Consider the following 17,000-nt stretch of genomic DNA (forward strand, 5'->3'; position numbering starts at 1 on the left):
GTTGAACAAACAAACCAGCTACCTTGTTCGATGGATCACCAGCCGCCGACTCTGCCACCGCCGCCGCCCATTCCAGAAAAACCGCCGCCAAAAGAACCGCTGCTCCAGTTTCCACCACCTGAGCCGGATGTCTGCGGAGGAGTTGCTGCGTGATTAACGGTATTCGACAAGGTGCTGTTGAGCATATGTCCAAAACGGGCAGGCTGCAGAACCGTTCCCGTATACCAGGGCGGCTGGTAGGGTTGCGGCTGCTGCATAGAGCTTAATATCGTGCTTTCAAACTTCTCGCCCCAAACATCTTCCATGTCCAATGCGATGGCATAAGGCAATAACTGTTCGAAAATTTCAGGGGTGACCGTTGGCGGATTAAAAAACTGCAATTGCTTTTCTTCTGCCGTATCCATATACATTTTCAATCCTTCAACCTGCGATTGGAGGTAGAGTTTCCGTTCACCCGGACGCTTAATCAGAAAGCCATATGCTATAAAACTAGTGATTATAAGCGGGAGGCCAATAATAAATCCAACAGCGTTTACCGACAGGGAATTTCCAGAAAAGAAAAGCAACAGGCTCAACGACCCGACAACCAATACGGCTCCCAGGACAAGACCGAACCACCGGATTCTGGATTTCTTCAGTATTCTCCGCAAAATCAGCAATAGAAGTGTCACAACGGGAAAGGACACCAAGGCAACGGCTATAAACGTACCGATCTGATCTGCGGGCTCAAACCTCACAAAGTACAGCAGAGAACTGAAATACAGGATCAGCATAATCCAGGGCAGCACCATAAATTTACGGTTGGCACCTTCTTTCAATACCGGCTTGTATTGTTTGTTGAGATCGTCCCTGAACGAATTCATCAGGTTCGCTATGCCGGAATCATATTCCCCGTCAAGCACCACTTCATCTTCATCCTTGAAAAGGTTCTGCAGAACCGTGCTTTCTTCCCGGGGAAGCATATTATCGTCTTTCTTCGTCCTGATGAGCGTATAGACCCGGTCTTTCCGCCTCAAGAAAGATGACCTTTCGGTTTCTTTAATGCGCAAAAATCCCTTTACGGCCAGGTTCACAATGGAGGGTGTTATCAGGTCATCCCAATATTTTTCTTTGTAAAGCATACCTACGCTTGCGGGAGATAATCCTTCGGGCGGTGAGAATTGTGGAATTACCACAGGCTTCGGCGGATCAATTCCGTATTTCCGCCACGTGAAGAAATAATAAGCAAACAGCAATAAAAAAATAAGGGCACTAACAATGGGCAACCCATTTTTATCGAAGAAAGTGTCCGGGACAGGTTTGGAGTATCCGCTTTTCCGCCTCTCCGGCTGACGAACAATACCCTTTGTAAATCCAACGGAGACGGTCAGCATTTCCTGCGGTTCCAGACTGACAGCTTCCAGGTACAACAACCCATCGGGCAACGTGTCGGCCCTGCAGTTACTCTCCGACGACCCGTATCTACCCGTGTAACAACGGTAACTCAACACTTTAGCACCTTCGGGAAGCCGAATAACGGCGCTTACGGTATCGAGTGGATAATCCGACAGCGCATTTACATTCCAGGTTAACTCGTCGTAACCTTCAAAAAAACCGATTTGCCCGGCGGTCTTGTAGTCAAGAGTATATACATGCCAACCGTTATCCAGAAGCACATTCTTGTTGCCAACATAAATCACCCTGTCACTCCCGTCCCGTTCGGTAAAAAAACTTTCCGGCTCCCCATCCCTTTTCACGCTTTCGATATCGTAATCCACAGGCACCTTGTCCCCGTCCTTGTCGGATCGGATCAACGGCAAGGCACGGGTGATCCCACGCTTAAAAATTACCCCTTTAACATATACACGCACATCTTCCCGGACAGAAATGTATCCTGAAGTATCAACCCTCACTTCAGAACGGAACGTATATACCTTTTCTTCCTGAGCAAAACTCGACAAAAAGAAAAGCGCGGTAAAAAGAAAACACAAAACGCGTTGCATTCAGAATTTCACTTGTGGAGCGGTTTTCTCCTGTTCGTTTTCCAATTCAAAGAAAAGAGATTTGGTAAAGTTGAACATCCCGGCAATTATGTTGCTCGGAAATGTATCGATAACAATGTTCTTATCACGGACAGAACCGTTATAGAACCGGCGAGACTTTTCGATATCCGATTCAATAAGGCTAAGCTGGTGCTGCAATTGCATAAAGTTTTCGTTGGCTTTCAAATCGGGGTATTGTTCAGCAACAGCCAGCAGATTCATCAATGCCCGGTTCAGGTCGTTCTCTGCCGTTTCCTGAGATTTCAGGTCTTTTGCGCTCATTGCATGGGCACGCGCCTGCGTCACCTTATTAAAGGTCTCACTCTCGTGCGTGGCATATCCTTTCACCGTTTCCACCAAGTTTGGAATGAGGTCGTACCGTTTCTTCAACTGTACATTTATTCCGCTCCACGCCTCTTCAACAAGTGTTCTCAGCTTAACCAGCCTGTTGTAGATTGAAATGCCATAAAACAGAAAGATTACCGCCAAGGCAAGGAGGACTATTAAAACAACAATTCCTGTTCCCATAATCGATATAATTTAATTGGTTTTAAGTTGATGCGATAAAGGTATATAAATTTTTGTAATCTCTATCGTTACCCCAAACGCAAGCCGGAAGGAATAAATGAACATTCTCGTTAAGTTAAATGGGTAAAGCCAAGCTTGCTTGAGCTGTGGCCATAGCGAGAAAATGTCTCCAAATCCATCCCAAAATAGGCATAAAACAGGACATAAAAAAATCAAAACAGTTTCTGAATGTTTTCTTAAAAACAAAAATTAATTACACTTGTTCAACGAGTAACAGTTAAATATTTTTTCTTAATTTTGACATCTGCAGAATTGTTCACCATACCACTGAGTAAATTCAGTAGAGCAGTAAACAACACCCAAATAAATTTACAACCGAATAAAAAACTGAATAACCGTATGAAAAATTTTATCTTTCGAAACCCTACCAAACTAGTTTTCGGGAAAGGACAAATTGCCAGATTAAATGAACTGATCCCAGCTGAGGTCAACCTGATGATCACTTACGGAGGCGGAAGCGTCACCCGAAACGGTATATATGACCAAGTGAAAGCCGCGTTAAAAGGCCGAAAATTCATAGAATTTTGGGGAATCGAAGCCAACCCGCACGTGGAAACGTTGCGAAAAGCCATCGAAGTAGGAAAAAGCGAGAACATCAATTACCTGCTGGCCGTAGGCGGTGGATCCGTGCTGGACGGGACAAAATTGATTGCCGCAGGTATTGCATCGGACGAAGACGCATGGGACATCGTGCTGAAAGGTGTTGCTGAAAAACAAATTCCTTTTGCATCCGTCCTTACTGTACCGGCAACAGGATCGGAAATGAACGGTGGCGCCGTTATCACCCGCGCCGAAACCCGGGAGAAATTTGCTTTCGGAGGTGATTATCCGCAGTTTTCCATCCTCGATCCGGAAGTAACCTACTCCCTTTCCAAGCACCAGGTGGCTTGCGGACTTGCCGATGCCTATACGCACGTGCTGGAGCAATACCTTACCACGCCGGGACAATCACGGCTGATGGACAGGTGGGCTGAAGGGGTATTGTTGTCGATCATGGAGATTGCTCCGAAAATAAAGGAAAACCCATGTGATTACGACCTGATGGCCGACTATATGCTGGCAGCGACCCTGGCTCTCAACGATTTTATCCGGATGGGTATTTCGCAGGATTGGGCAACGCATCAGATCGGACACGAGCTTACTGCGCTGCATGGCACTACGCACGGACATTCGCTCGCGATTGTGATGCCCGGCACGCTTCGTGTACTGAAAGAACAAAAACATGAAAAACTCCTGCAGTACGGCGAGCGTGTTTTCGGAATAACGGGGGGTAGTGAACCGGAACGTGTGGACAAAGCCATCGAAAAAACAGAAGAGTTTTACCGTTCGCTGGGCCTGACTACCCGGTTATCGGAAGAAAACATCGGTAACGAAACCATCGAAACCATCGCCAAACGATTTAACGACCGTGGCGTAGCGTTCGGTGAAAACCAAAACGTGACGGGCGACGTGGCACGGGAAATTTTACTGGCGTGCTCATAATATTATACTTAAGCTTCGCAAGCTTTTATAGTTGGAACTAACGCTCGATTTTAACGCAAGATCACGCGGAATGGGTTCCCGCAAAAAAAAGCTGAATATCTAGCTGCTAGTGTACAAGACTAAGAAACTGATGCTTGCGAAAATTGAGTAATATAAATTCTGGGAATGATTATAAAAAATTGCTGTAATTAAAAAATGAAAAAACTACTCCTCTTTTTATCCGTCAGTCTTTTAATCTTCAGGGCTTCCGCAGTAGATGATGCACGCATGATGCGGTATCCCGACATTAACGGGAACCTGGTTGCATTTGTGTACGCCGGCGATATCTGGACGGTCCAAGCTACGGGCGGCGAAGCCAGACGACTCACCTCACATGCGGGAACCGAACTTTTTCCGAAAATTTCTCCCGACGGGAAATGGATCGCCTTCTCGGCAGAATATTCCGGAAACCGCCAAATATGGGTGATGCCCGCTGGAGGTGGAACAGCACGCCAGCTCACATTTTACAATTCCGAAGGCGTGATGCCACCCCGGGGTGGATTCGACAATGTGGTGCTCGACTGGACACCCGACAGCAAACGTGTTCTCTTCCGTGCCAACCGCACCTCCTTCGGGGAACGCAACGGCAAATATTTCACGGTAAGTATCAACGGCGGTTTGGAAGAGCCGCTACCCATTGTGAACGGCGGTTTTGCCACATTATCGCCCGACGGTTTGCAGCTCTGCTTCACTCCGGTCGACCGGGAATTCCGCACCTGGAAACGTTACAAAGGCGGCCGTGCTACTGAGCTGTGGACATACGACCTGACGAACCATACCTCACAACAGATAACGCATTGGGCTGGCAGCGACCAGTGGCCGACGTGGCACGGAGAGTATATTTTTTACGCATCCGATCAGGACACACGCCTGAATATCTGGCGATACAATACGCAAAACAAGGAAAACGTGCAAATAACTCACCACAAGGATTTCGATGTGATGTGGCCATCGGGCCGTAACGGAAAGCTGGTGTATGAGAACGGCGGTTATCTCTATGTTCTCAACCTCGCCTCGGGAACTTCCGATAAAATATCCGTCTCCATTAACTACGACAACCCCAACCTATTGCCCTATTTCAAGAACGTGAAAGATTTCGTGGGCAGTTTTTCGCTTTCACCATCGGGCAAGCGTGCGCTGTTCGATGCCAGGGGTGATATCTTCTCCGTTCCGGTAGAGAACGGTGAAATCGAAAACCTCACCCGCACACAGGGCATACGGGAAATTTTCCCGGTATGGTCACCCGACGGGAACAACATCGTTTACTATTCCGATGCCACTGGCGAATACGAAATGTACCTGCTCGAAAACAAGAAAGGCGCTCAACCCAGGCAATTGACAAAAGGTTCGAAAGCCTGGAAGTATACGGCAGAATGGTCCCCAAACAACAAGCAACTGGTGTACAGCGACCGCACACTCAAACTTTGGCTGGTGGATGCCGTTTCCGGTAAACAGACCGTCATTGACGAAGCATCGGCGGAAGAGATCCGTGATTATTCCTTCTCGCCCGACGGCGATTGGGTAGCCTACAGCAAATCATCACCAAACTATCAGTCGGCACTGTGGCTGTACCAGATTTCTACTAGCAAGAAGCATCAAATCACCGACGCTTCGTTCTCCGACGGACAACCGACATTCAGCCGCGACGGAAAGTTTCTCTTCTTCACCTCCAACAGGGACTTCAACCTGGCTTTCAGTAGTTTCGAATTCGACTACCTATACAACAACGCAGGACGCATTTACGCTATACCGTTGCGAAACGACGGTACAACGCTAATCCAGTACAAAAACGATACGGAACCTGTTGGCGGTGAAAAAACCGATTCCGTCCAATCCGGGAACAAGAACAAACCGCCGTTGAACGTTCAAATTGACCTTGAGAACATCCGGAACCGTATCGTAGCGTTACCCGTTCAACCGGGGAATTACCGCATCATAGGCGCAGTGGAGGAAGGATTGCTCTACACTTCCGGCAATAAGATCATGCGCTACCGTATCAACGAGGAAAAAACGGAAGAGATCCTCGACGGTACAGGCAACGGAACCCTGAGCGCTAATGGAAAATCGTTCATTTACCGCTCCGGCAGTGATTATGCCGTAGCAAAAAACCAGGCCGGACAAAAAGCCGGGGCTAACAAAATCGACTTGACTAACCTGACGATGAAAATTGAGCCGCGTAAAGAATGGGACCAGATTTACACCGATGCTTTCCGCATTTTTCGTGACTATTTCTACGTGAGTAACCTGCACGGAGTGGATTGGGAAAGGATACAAAAGGAGTACGGAGCCCTGTTGCCACACGTTCCCAGCCGCTTTGACCTGGATTATATCCTGAACGAAATCGTGAGTGAAACCAATACCGGACATGCATACGTGGATTGGGGCGACATTGCCAAGGTCGACCGGATAAACGGTGGATTGCTTGGGGCTGAACTAGAAGCTGACCTATCCGCTAAACGATATGTCATCAAGAAGATATACGCAGGCGAAAACTGGAATGAAAGCCGCCGTTCGCCACTTACAGAAAATGGGATAGACGTAAAAGCAGGTGACTACCTGATTAGTATAAACGGTAAAAATCTCACTACCGATGACAATCCGTATGAATTGCTTGAAAATTGGGGCAACAGGCATGTGGAGTTAACGGTAAACAGCTCTCCTTCGGCTTCGGGAGCAAAAACCCATACCGTGAAAACTATTACTTCCGAGCACGAACTGCGCTATCTGGACTGGGTAAATGAACGCCGCGCCCTGGTGAATAAACTTTCGGGAGGGAAAATCGGTTATATCCACGTGCCCAACACTGCTGTCGAGGGTAACCGCGAGCTCTTCCGGGGGATGTATTCCTACAACGATAAGGATGCCCTCATTATTGATGACCGCTACAACGGAGGAGGGTTTATCCCCGACCGGATGATCGACCTGCTCAACCGCCGCACACTGGTTTACTGGCATCGCAACGGGCTTCCCCAACCGATGAAAACACCCGGAATCGCTCACGACGGGCCAAAGGTTATGCTCATCAACGGATACTCATCGTCAGGCGGAGATGCTTTTCCCTACTTCTTTAAAAAAACAGGAGAGGGGAAACTTATCGGCACGCGTACCTGGGGAGGACTGGTGGGCATTTCGGGTAACGCAGGCCTGGTTGACGGCGGTTATATCTCCGTACCTATTTTCGGTATTTATGACAATAGTGGCGAGTGGATTATCGAAGGAATCGGGGTTTATCCCGATATCGAGGTGGTTGACCGTCCCGAAGCGTTGGCTAAAGGTAACGATCCCGGCATCGAAAAAGCCGTGGAGGTACTGCTCAATGAACTGAAAGAGAATCCACGCAAACCAGTTTCCGTACCTGCTCCTCCCGACAGGTCGAAATGGATTGAAACGGAAATTAAATGACAGGCTGTTCCATTGAAGATAAGAAAGTAAAACTTGAGTCAAGGGGTACAAAATGGCAAAAGTAAGCCTTACATGCATGTGCATGATCCAGGATTTGAAAACTAATAAAGTCCTGGTACAGGATAGGGTTTTAGACTGGAAAGGGATCAGTTTCCCGGCTGGTGGCGTTGAAGAAGGTGAAAGCCTGGTGGAAGCCGCCATTCGGGAGATGAAGGAAGAGACAGGGCTAACGGTATCCAACTTAAGACCGTGCGGGATCGTTCATTGGTACAACGATAAAACAGGCGATCGCCACCTGGTTTTCAATTATAAAACAAGTGACTTCTTCGGAGAGTTGCTCCCTGAAACAGAGGAAGGAAAGGTCTTCTGGGTAACCCCCGAAGAGCTACCCGTTTTAAATTTGTCCGACAGATTTATCGACCGGCTGCCTATGTTTTTTGAGGAGAAAAACACGGAAAGGTTCCAGGTATGGAATGAAAGCGGATACAACCCAGACATCAAATGGTTTTAGACGAAGCTATCCAAATCAACCCCTGCCAACAGGTAGTTAAGGTTTTGGTGCCCATGTCTTAAACTACTTTGTATATTTATTTGTTATAACATTAAACAAAAACTATGGACAAGCGAGAATTTATCAGGAAAAGTATTGCCGGAGCAGTAGCCATCGGCACTTCAGGAGTGGTCTCCACAACGTTTGCCGACACTACGGCCAAACCGAAGAAAACCGGCACAATAAAAAGAAAGCTGGGAAAAACCGGATTCGAAGTTTATCCGGTAGTTTATGGTGGAATCGTATCCATGCAGGACGGACAAAAGGCTTCAGACAACTATGTGGCCTGGGCATTGGACAGGGGGATCAACTACTTTGACGTGGCTCCCAGTTACGGAGATGCGGAAGAAAAGCTGGGTAATTCGTTAAAGCCCTACCGGAAAGACAATTTTCTGGCATGCAAAACCACTCAACGATTACGTGAAGGTGCAGAAAAGGAGTTTGAGAAATCACTGCAATTATTGCAGACCGATTATTTTGATGTATATCAACTACATAGCATCAGCACGCCGAAAGATACGGAACAAATTTTCGGACCAGACGGTATTATGGAGATGGTAGAAAAAGAAAAACAACGCGGACGGATCCGCAAAGTAGGTTTTTCGGCACACTCGCAGGAGCAGGCTATCCGGGCCATGTCGATGTACGACTTCGACACGATCATGTTCCCCACCAACTGGCAAATGATTAAATTAGACGGATGGGGAGCCGGAGCTGTAAACGAGGCAAAAAGGCGAGGAATGGGCGTTTTGGCTATTAAAGGATTGATCCACCGCCGTTGGATGGAAGACGAGAAACAGGACTCCAGATACCAGAAATCGTGGTGTAAACCCATCGATGTGGAAAACCGGGAATTTGGTATTGCAGCCCTGAAATTCACCTTCCAGGCAGGGGCAGACGTAATTATTCCACCGGGCGATTTTCGTAATTTCTCGTTCTGTGTAGACAATATCGAAGAAATCCTGGACAGTCCTTTAACGAAAAAAGAAAAAACATTGCTAGACAATGAATTTCTGGCCGTAAAGGATTATCCGTTCTTCGACCCGAGGACATAAACAAGGAACCGTTACGAAAAACGGCTCCAACAAAAGAATTCGATTTCATCAGACTATTTGAGTCGCCTTCGATCCTCGATTTTCAATTCTGCGCTCGGCAAATCAAATAAATTTGCTCTGCTCTCGCTTAACGAAATAGTTCATATTCATTAGGCATTTTTTCGCTATGGCAAAGCCCAAACGAGTTTGGCTTTACTCATTTAGCTTAACAAAAATGCGGGTATAATTTAACATTAAAGATCACAGGTAATGAAACATTTTAAATTTGCAGCGATAATTTCGCTGGCATGGTTTTTTGCGTCAGCCTCCTGCGTTGAACAAAAGGATAGCGATGGAGGGGATATCGACCAGACACCGACGGAGCAAGAACCTCAGGCGGGGACATTGCCTCCGGTAGAGACAGGGAAAGCCAATACAAATTACAAGCCCGCGTTTGAAGGGCAAACCCGGATTGCAGGGGTGAAAACAACCACTCCCTACGAAGCTAAGGTTATTGCAAGCGGATTGGCGAGCCCCTGGGCTGTTACTGCCCTTCCTGACGGGAGGTTAGCCATCACTGAAAAAGGAGGCACAATGCGCATAGCCACCACTGAGGGTACAGTCAGCCCCCCCATCTCCGGATTTCCTGCCGTTGACGACAGGGGCCAGGGAGGGTTGCTCGACGTAGCTCCGGCTCCCGATTTTGAGGCCAGCAGGATGCTTTACTTCACCCTTGCCGAAAAGACAACGCAAGGATCGCTTACAGCAGTGGGTAAGGGCAAGCTCTCTGCTGACGAAACAACCATCGAGAATTTTCAGATCATTTTCAGGGCCGTTCCATACTTCGACAATAGCATGCACTTCGGAAGCCGCATCGTTTTTGACAAGCGTGGAAATATTTTCGTTTCCACCGGTGAACGATCGGATTTGAGAACAAGGCCCAATGCACAATTACTCAATACCGGACACGGGAAAGTAATTCATATCACCACCGAAGGGAAACCGGTTGCCGGTAATCCGTTTATCAATACAGAAGGTGCATTGCCCGAGATTTACTCCTATGGGCATCGAAATCCACAAGGACTCGACATCCATCCGCTTACCCAGGAACTCTGGTTATCGGAAATGGGGCCGCGAGGCGGTGATGAAATCAACCTGGTCAAACCCGGCAAAAATTACGGATGGCCAACCATCACGTATGGAATTGAATACAGCGGTGCTGCCATCAGTGGTGGAGCTACGCAAAAAGAAGGACTGGAACAGCCGGTATATTATTGGGATCCTGTCCTCTCTCCCAGCGGAATGGCATTCTATTCTTCCAGTGCAATTCCAGAATGGCAGAACAACCTGTTTATAGGTGGGTTGAACAGCAAACACATAGCCCGAATAGTCCTGAAAGACAATAAAGTTATCGGTGAAGAAAGACTGCTCGCCGGCGAAAATCAACGATTTCGAGATGTCGGCGATGGAAAGGATGGAGCAATTTATGCCGTTACCGATGAAGGCCGGCTGTACCGGATTGCGAAGAAATGAAATAACCCGGAACAGCGGGCAATAAACCAGACAGATTACTGATTTGCAGAATTATAATTAATCATCCAGTAGACTCCAAATTTATCTTTCAAGCTTCCGAAATAATCACCCCAAAACTGGTCAGCCATAGGCATTTCCACTTCACCGCCTTCCGACAAAGCTCCGAATAAACGGTCAGCCTCTTCCCTGCTTTCGGGAAAGAGGCTGATATAGTTATTATTCCCCTGAACAAACGGTTGCCCCGGAAACACATCAGAACCCATTAAAAGATCATTTCTGACAGGAAGTGCTACGTGCATAATCCTGTTTTTGGCTTCTTCAGGTATTTCCATGCCTGGGATGTCTTTCATTTTGTGAACATCTCCCAGAAATTCACCGCCAAAAACAACTTTATAAAAACGAAATGCTTCTTCGCAAGTACCGTCAAAATTGAGGTAAGGATTTAATTTAGCCATAATTTTTTTGATTTTTAAATTGTTACAAACTTGTGATGTAATGGATCATTACTACTCACCACGCAATTCCGTAATCCTCGCCGTGGTTACTGCTTCCACCGCGCATAGTCCCGTTCTTCCGGTCGAAATAAATGGCATTCACTGGTCCGCTTGTCCGATCAGAAAACTGCAGCATATATCCCATTGCCGTTAACTCCTGACGGGTCGGACCGGGCGTTTGTGTGTTGAGTAAAATCTGCCCTGCCCTGGGACTACGATCTTCAGTTCTTGTGCCGCCCAGCGACAACCACAACTGGTTGGAGTTGATATTTGCGGCTTCAGCCGCCTGCTGCGTATTCATTCCAAACTCCACTATATTCAGGAAGAACTGCAACAGGTTTTGTTCTTGTGTATCTCCACCCTGTACGGCAAAAGCCAGAAACGGCTTTCCCTCCTTCAACGCCAGGCTGGGTGTAAGCGTAACCCTCGGACGTTTTCCAGGTGCCACCACGTTGAATGGGTTAAGCGATTCGTCGAGAACGAAACTCTGCATCCGCTGGCTCAACCCTATTCCTGTGCTTCCGGCAATGCAGGCAGGAATCCATCCACCGGAAGGTGTGACCGAGACCACCCATCCTTCAGCGTCGGCAGCTACTATTGAGGTTGTTCCCCGATGTAACCTGTCCTGATAAAGGGAGTCCATCTCTGAGAGCGAAACGACATCGTGCTTGGGAACAAAATCCCTGTCTTCTACCGGGTCCCGGTCAAATCCGCGTTCCTTCAGAATCTTTATAAATGGATTTTTCTTTCCTTCGAACGGATACGGGTCCCCGGGCCCAACCGACGGGTTATTTTTATCATGCCACATTTCGGACGCCCGCTTTCTGGAATATTCCTTGCTCAATAATCCTTTGATGGGAATATCGGGATGAACATAGGGATCACCGTAATAGAAATCACGATCCGCAAAAGCCATGTTCATGGCCTGATAAACCGTGTGAATATACTTCGGGCTGTTATACCCCATTTGCCTTAAATCGAAGTTTTCCAGGATGTTCAGGCTTTGCAGCATTGCCGCTCCTTGCGTCCACGACTGCAGCTTGAACACATCTATTCCCTTGTAATTCGTGTGTAGGGGTTCTTCTTCAACAGGCTTCCAGCGGGCCAGGTCTTCCATCGTAAACAGCCCTCCCTGTTCTCGTACGCTCCGAACAATCTCCGCTGCAATATCTCCTTTGTAGAACCTGTCGTAAGCGGCCATTATGGCCTCCTTCCGGCTTATACCTTCTTTCAGGGCCTGTTGCTCTGCGTCAACAAGTTTTTGCAAGGTCTCCGCCAAATTCTCCTGAACAAAAATCTCCCCCGACACCGGCGTTTCTTTTTCTTCACTCGGTCTGGTGATAAAAACCTTTTTGCTGTATTTCCACTGTGACAATCGTTCTTTGTCCCTCGAGACGCTGGTTTCGAAAGGGACATCAACCGGGAATCCTTTCGCCAGCTCAATAGAAGGAGCCAAAACATCCTTCAGGCTCATCGTACCGTAGTTGGCAAGCATATAACACAAACCGCCTGCCGTACCGGGTGTGACGGCAGCCAACGGGCCGTATTCGGGAGGGAAATCACACCCCTGATCTTTGAAGAAACCGGCGGTAGCTCCCGTAGGTGCAACGCCAAGGGCATTTATAGCGATCACCTTTTCCGTTTTTGGATTGTAGATCAAGGCTTGCGTCTCGCCACCCCAGCTTAGCACATCCCACAACGTGCAGGTAGCTCCCAACATAGCACAGGCGGCATCCACCGCATTACCACCCTGCTGAAAGATCATGGCTCCTGCCGAGGCTCCCAGGCTTTTTCCGGTGATGGCCATCCAGTGTTTCCCGTGTAATTCCGGCTTCTGGGTACGCTGCGCAGAAATGGCCATCGTTACCAAGAGAGAAAAAAAGATTATTCTAAACTTCATTTTCGAGATAGTCCTTCAGTCCTTGCAGAATATCGTTCCATCCGGCAGTGTAGCTTTCCGCAGTGAAATATTTGCTGCCCTCATCGAGAAAACTTTCGTTCCCCTCGTGTGTAAGGATCACGGTAGTGGTCTCCTCTCCGGGAATAAGCTCCCAGGTAAGCGTGGAAGTTCCCTCACTATGTCCGGGATGCTCCCAGGTATGTCTCAGTTTTTCGTTAGGGATCACTTCGAGTATCTTGAATAAATGACGGAAACTATGCTCTCCGGCTTCATCGGTAAAAGAAACAATGAAGTCGAATACGGCACCTTCCGTCGCTTCAAAATTCGAAATACTGAAATACCAGTTTCGCATTTCTTCCGGTTGCGTCAGTGCGTTCCACACTTTATCAACGCTTGTGTTTATTGAAATTTGCTTTTTATACATACGATTGTTCAGATAAACGGTTAAACACCTCAAAAAATATCATCAAATTTCTATATTGATACGCACTTCCCAGCATTATCCCGATGACAGCACCCGACGGTTCTTCCAACAAAACAAAAAAAGTACTTTGTTTATCGATCACCGCATAATCGGCAAAAGATCCATGTTTAGAAGTTATTATTTTATGGCATTTTTCAATGTATCAATATCCAATTTTTTCATTTTCAATACTTCTGCCATCACCTTTGTTGATTTTTTCATCCATCCACCCAGCTCGGCAGGAACAATTTGCCAACTGACTCCGAATTGATCTTTTAGCCATCCGCACATACTTTCCTCTCCGCCATTCGATGTAAGCACGTTCCAATAGTTATCGATTTCCTCCTGGTAATCGCACTCAACCACAAGCGAAACACCTTCGGAAAAACTGAAATTGTGTTCCTGTGAGCTATCCATCATCATCAACAGATAATCGTTGATGAAAAATTCTCCGTGCTGCACGCTGGATTCAGGCTCACCGCTTTCTTCAGCATAGTACATTACACCATGGATTTCCGAATTGGGAAAAAGTGATGTGTACAAATGCGCGGCCTCCATTGCCCGTCCGTTTTGAAAACCGGTAAACATCAGCGTCGGCACTATTTTCTGGAGGATATGGTTTTCATCGCGTGCCGTGTATAACTGCCACGAAACGCCATATTTATCTTGTACCCAGCCATATTTCGGACTAAAGGGATAGGCGTCAAGCGGCATCATCGACCTCCCTTCCTGTATGAGCTTATTCCAAATCTCTTCAACTCGCTTTTCCAACATCGTAAGAAACATCAGCGAAATAGACGGATTGGGGTTGAACTTGTCGCCACCGTTAAGCAGCATCAGTTTCTGGCCAAACATTTCGAGCATGACCACCACAGGATTTTCATCCATTACGGTGGTTTCAGGAAAAGTGCTGCAATAAAAATTGGCCATTTCGCGGGCGTTGTTGTTGCACCAAATGCAAGGATAAATGGTATTGTTCATATTACTTTTTCTTTTTTACTTCGTTGGAAGCCGCTTTGAACAAAATGATTTTGCGAAGTAATTCTATCGGAAGCGGCTTGTCGTAAGGTAATTGAATAGTTCCTTTGGTGGTTTTGTATTCCGACAATTCTTCTTTGAATGCCAAATTGGATTCAGGCGTGGCGTAAAATCCGATATGGTTTTTAAATGCTGCAAAATACACCAGAATTTTTCCGTTATATTTAAAGGCAGGCATTTGGTAACTGATAGATTCTACAGCTTCGGGAAGAGTATCGTGGACCAGTTCTCGAATTGTTCTCAGTTTTTTCCGTACTTCAGCATCAAAGCCGGCCATATATTGATCGATGTTTTCGGGGCTACTCATTGACTTTACTCTTTTTAAAGACTGGATTGTCTCAATAATACTTATCTACTCCGCCGTGTCCAATTATTTTTCTGTTTTGCTTTGTCATCTTTAACAGGTTGGCCAGACGTTTTGCAAAAAAATCGGGACGGCTGCGTGAATCGTGGACATATGCTACCCGGATTCTTTTATAAGCTTCAGAGAATCTTTGAAAGTTTTGCCACGTTTCCTTGTCGGCTTGCAATGCTGTGATAATATCTGATGGGTAAACAAATTCTTCCGATAAAATGTTTGTTACTTTTTCGTAAATTTCAGGGTGTAACAAGTTATTCTCTGCCAACCACCGAAGTCGTTCCCTGTTGGGTTGAGAGTAGGTACTTTTAGGATTCCGGGGCGAGAATCGCTGAGCAGTGTGAGTTTCATCGTATTTTTTCATCGTACTGTCGATCCAACCAAAACATAAAGCCTCCTCCACGGCATCGTTGTATAAAATACGCGGTTTCCTTGTCGATTTATTGGGGTAGATAAGCCATATCTCCTTTTCTTTACGAAAATTCTCCGACAACCATTGACGCCAGTCTTCGCGCGAATCGAAATATACTGCTTTTGTTATTTCCATTATGAGGCCTAGGGGTTAGAGCTAAGAGCTATGAGTTTCGACAACGTATTAAAATTACGGGTTGTGGTGTCAATTTTTAATTTTCTTTCGAGAAAGTTGTTATTGAGCTTGGTTTTAGCAGCACTGCCGGGAATGAAAAGATAAATGGCGTGCGGGGTGAAAATGAATTCGTCTGGGCCAAAATCCTGTGCTTGCAGGGCTGTAACAAGATTAATATCGGGAGTATCGTTGAAAAGCGTAAAGAAAACCCGGGAAATATCGTATCTTTTACCGAAAGGATTTTCAGCAATTACCGTTTCAATCTCAGCAGGCGTTTTCACGATAATTTTCAAATCGGCACCGATGCTCTCTTTGATGATTTTATTCACTCTCTTCACTACTTCTTCTACTGAAAGTTCCGAATAGAGGATCACGTTTCCGCTTTGAATCCACGTTTGTACATTCTGGAAACCACTCTCAGCAAGCAACTGTCGAAGTTGCGCCATCGGTACCCGGTTTTTCCCGGTGGGTGTTACGCCCCGAAGAAGCACGATATATTTTGTCACCGGTTAATTTCTTTTTCTTTTTTTGTTCTCCCTCTCCTTTATGGCTTTCAACGAAGCTTTCATCGCTTTCTCCGAAGTATCATACTGAAATTCATAACCGGCATCTTGAATTTTCCGGGATGAAATGCGGCTTCCCCCTAGAATCATACCGGCAGCCTCTCCCATAATCAGACGCATTAAAAACGAGGGTACGTGCGGCATAAAAAAAGGCCGTTTCATCACATTTGCCAACGTATGCATGAAATCGGCATTACTGATAAATTCCGGGGAAACAGCATTGTACACGCCTTTCATATCTACATCTTCAATAGCTTTCAAATACATACGGCAAAGGTCATCGATATGTATCCACGTCAAATATTGCCTGCCGCTCCCAATAGGTGCACCCAGCCCAAAACGGGTGGGCAAAACCATTTTCCTGAAGGCATCGCTGTTTTTTGAAATCACGAATCCTGTACGCAACACGACTGTCCGGATATTGAGCTCTTCCTGAAAACGGAGAGCAGCATTCTCCCATTTACGGCAGGTCCGGCTCAGAAAATCGTTTTCGGTAGAAGGATCCTCCTCCGAGTACAGGTTGTTGGTTATTTTCAATCCGTAATACCCGATTGCCGAAGCCGAGATAAAAGCTTCGGGCCTTTTATCCATAGATTTTATTGTGTCGAGCAAGAGTTGTGCGGTTTGAACACGGCTCTCCACGATATCCTGTTTTTTCTGCCTTGTCCACGAGTCCTCCCCGATATTCGATCCGGCCAGGTGGACAATAATATCGGCCAGTTCCACGGCCTCTTTCTCTATTTCGTTTCGACGATAGTCCCACCTGTACCGGGGTATATCAGCTTTTACATATCGCTCACGGCTAAGCCAAATCACTTTGTATCCTTTTTCAACAAGCAACCGTGAAAGTTTTCTTCCTATTAAACCTGATCCACCTGTTATTAAAATTGTTTTCATCGCAGTGCAGTTAATTTCATGGTAAACAAATAAAGACAGCAATTGGTTGCCT

General features: G+C 46.6%; 15 protein-coding genes. 5 read left to right on the forward strand and 10 right to left on the reverse strand.

Annotated features, from left to right (window positions below; all coding sequences use genetic code 11):
- Positions 1-35: 35 nt before the first annotated feature.
- Together KCV26_01315 and KCV26_01320 are read right to left on the reverse strand one after the other, a co-directional pair.
- Positions 36-1,982: a DUF2207 domain-containing protein gene (locus KCV26_01315; GenBank protein WZX37060.1), complete on the reverse strand. Its 1,947-nt coding sequence runs from the start codon at positions 1,980-1,982 to the stop codon at positions 36-38.
- On the reverse strand, positions 1,983-2,549 hold the full coding sequence (locus KCV26_01320) for a LemA family protein (GenBank protein ID WZX37061.1): 567 nt from the start codon (positions 2,547-2,549) through the stop codon (positions 1,983-1,985).
- A gap of 399 nt (positions 2,550-2,948) precedes the next feature.
- On the opposite strand from KCV26_01320, the gene KCV26_01325 reads away from it, so the two are divergent.
- The 5 genes from KCV26_01325 to KCV26_01345 all read left to right on the forward strand — a co-directional run bounded on the left by KCV26_01325 (position 2,949) and on the right by KCV26_01345 (position 10,649).
- Positions 2,949-4,091, forward strand: a complete 1,143-nt coding sequence (locus tag KCV26_01325; protein WZX37062.1) for an iron-containing alcohol dehydrogenase — start codon at positions 2,949-2,951, stop codon at positions 4,089-4,091.
- Between the two features lie 195 nt (positions 4,092-4,286).
- On the forward strand, positions 4,287-7,532 hold the full coding sequence (locus KCV26_01330) for a PD40 domain-containing protein (protein WZX37063.1): 3,246 nt from the start codon (positions 4,287-4,289) through the stop codon (positions 7,530-7,532).
- A gap of 52 nt (positions 7,533-7,584) precedes the next feature.
- The gene (locus tag KCV26_01335; protein ID WZX37064.1) at positions 7,585-8,043 is read left to right on the forward strand and encodes an 8-oxo-dGTP diphosphatase; all 459 of its coding nucleotides are present in this window, start codon (positions 7,585-7,587) and stop codon (positions 8,041-8,043) included.
- A gap of 104 nt (positions 8,044-8,147) precedes the next feature.
- A complete protein-coding gene (locus KCV26_01340; protein ID WZX37065.1) occupies positions 8,148-9,137 on the forward strand; it encodes an aldo/keto reductase in 990 nt (329 codons plus the stop codon).
- Between the two features lie 249 nt (positions 9,138-9,386).
- Positions 9,387-10,649: a PQQ-dependent sugar dehydrogenase gene (locus KCV26_01345; protein WZX37066.1), complete on the forward strand. Its 1,263-nt coding sequence runs from the start codon at positions 9,387-9,389 to the stop codon at positions 10,647-10,649.
- 35 nt (positions 10,650-10,684) lie between these two features.
- Here KCV26_01345 and KCV26_01350 read toward each other — a convergent pair whose 3' ends face one another.
- From KCV26_01350 to KCV26_01385, 8 genes are all read right to left on the reverse strand, one after another.
- Positions 10,685-11,104 carry a VOC family protein gene (locus tag KCV26_01350; GenBank protein WZX37067.1) on the reverse strand — a complete coding sequence of 140 codons (420 nt, stop codon included), beginning with the start codon at positions 11,102-11,104 and terminating at the stop codon, positions 10,685-10,687.
- Positions 11,105-11,159: 55 nt separating this feature from the next.
- Positions 11,160-12,950 (reverse strand): gamma-glutamyltransferase, encoded by a 1,791-nt coding sequence (locus KCV26_01355; GenBank protein ID WZX38289.1) that lies wholly within the window; start codon positions 12,948-12,950, stop codon positions 11,160-11,162.
- An 82-nt stretch (positions 12,951-13,032) separates the two neighbouring features.
- Complete coding sequence (locus tag KCV26_01360; GenBank protein ID WZX37068.1) at positions 13,033-13,467, reverse strand: SRPBCC domain-containing protein; 435 nt, start codon at positions 13,465-13,467, stop codon at positions 13,033-13,035.
- Positions 13,468-13,644: 177 nt separating this feature from the next.
- A complete protein-coding gene (locus KCV26_01365) occupies positions 13,645-14,487 on the reverse strand; it encodes a VOC family protein (GenBank protein ID WZX37069.1) in 843 nt (280 codons plus the stop codon).
- Position 14,488: 1 nt separating this feature from the next.
- The gene (locus tag KCV26_01370; GenBank protein ID WZX37070.1) at positions 14,489-14,851 is read right to left on the reverse strand and encodes a DUF1801 domain-containing protein; all 363 of its coding nucleotides are present in this window, start codon (positions 14,849-14,851) and stop codon (positions 14,489-14,491) included.
- A gap of 31 nt (positions 14,852-14,882) precedes the next feature.
- On the reverse strand, positions 14,883-15,449 hold the full coding sequence (locus KCV26_01375) for a YdeI/OmpD-associated family protein (GenBank protein WZX37071.1): 567 nt from the start codon (positions 15,447-15,449) through the stop codon (positions 14,883-14,885).
- A gap of 8 nt (positions 15,450-15,457) precedes the next feature.
- Positions 15,458-15,994 (reverse strand): DUF1697 domain-containing protein, encoded by a 537-nt coding sequence (locus KCV26_01380; GenBank protein ID WZX37072.1) that lies wholly within the window; start codon positions 15,992-15,994, stop codon positions 15,458-15,460.
- 3 nt (positions 15,995-15,997) lie between these two features.
- The gene (locus tag KCV26_01385; protein WZX37073.1) at positions 15,998-16,948 is read right to left on the reverse strand and encodes a TIGR01777 family oxidoreductase; all 951 of its coding nucleotides are present in this window, start codon (positions 16,946-16,948) and stop codon (positions 15,998-16,000) included.
- Positions 16,949-17,000: the final 52 nt, after the last annotated feature.

Source organism: Petrimonas sulfuriphila (genome assembly GCA_038561985.1).
GTDB lineage: Bacteria > Bacteroidota > Bacteroidia > Bacteroidales > Dysgonomonadaceae > Petrimonas > Petrimonas sulfuriphila.

Excerpts from the sequence above, each read along its gene's own strand:
- KCV26_01360 (WZX37068.1), bottom strand. The coding sequence starts at position 13,467 with ATGTATAAAAAGCAAATTTCAATAAACACAAGCGTTGATAAAGTGTGG.
- KCV26_01345 (WZX37066.1), top strand. The coding sequence starts at position 9,387 with ATGAAACATTTTAAATTTGCAGCGATAATTTCGCTGGCATGGTTTTTT.
- KCV26_01350 (WZX37067.1), bottom strand. The coding sequence starts at position 11,104 with ATGGCTAAATTAAATCCTTACCTCAATTTTGACGGTACTTGCGAAGAA.
- KCV26_01365 (WZX37069.1), bottom strand. The coding sequence starts at position 14,487 with ATGAACAATACCATTTATCCTTGCATTTGGTGCAACAACAACGCCCGC.
- KCV26_01320 (WZX37061.1), bottom strand. The coding sequence starts at position 2,549 with ATGGGAACAGGAATTGTTGTTTTAATAGTCCTCCTTGCCTTGGCGGTA.
- KCV26_01375 (WZX37071.1), bottom strand. The coding sequence starts at position 15,449 with ATGGAAATAACAAAAGCAGTATATTTCGATTCGCGCGAAGACTGGCGT.
- KCV26_01370 (WZX37070.1), bottom strand. The coding sequence starts at position 14,851 with ATGAGTAGCCCCGAAAACATCGATCAATATATGGCCGGCTTTGATGCT.
- KCV26_01335 (WZX37064.1), top strand. The coding sequence starts at position 7,585 with ATGGCAAAAGTAAGCCTTACATGCATGTGCATGATCCAGGATTTGAAA.
- KCV26_01385 (WZX37073.1), bottom strand. The coding sequence starts at position 16,948 with ATGAAAACAATTTTAATAACAGGTGGATCAGGTTTAATAGGAAGAAAA.
- KCV26_01355 (WZX38289.1), bottom strand. The coding sequence starts at position 12,950 with ATGGCCATCACCGGAAAAAGCCTGGGAGCCTCGGCAGGAGCCATGATC.
- KCV26_01340 (WZX37065.1), top strand. The coding sequence starts at position 8,148 with ATGGACAAGCGAGAATTTATCAGGAAAAGTATTGCCGGAGCAGTAGCC.
- KCV26_01325 (WZX37062.1), top strand. The coding sequence starts at position 2,949 with ATGAAAAATTTTATCTTTCGAAACCCTACCAAACTAGTTTTCGGGAAA.
- KCV26_01315 (WZX37060.1), bottom strand. The coding sequence starts at position 1,982 with ATGCAACGCGTTTTGTGTTTTCTTTTTACCGCGCTTTTCTTTTTGTCG.
- KCV26_01330 (WZX37063.1), top strand. The coding sequence starts at position 4,287 with ATGAAAAAACTACTCCTCTTTTTATCCGTCAGTCTTTTAATCTTCAGG.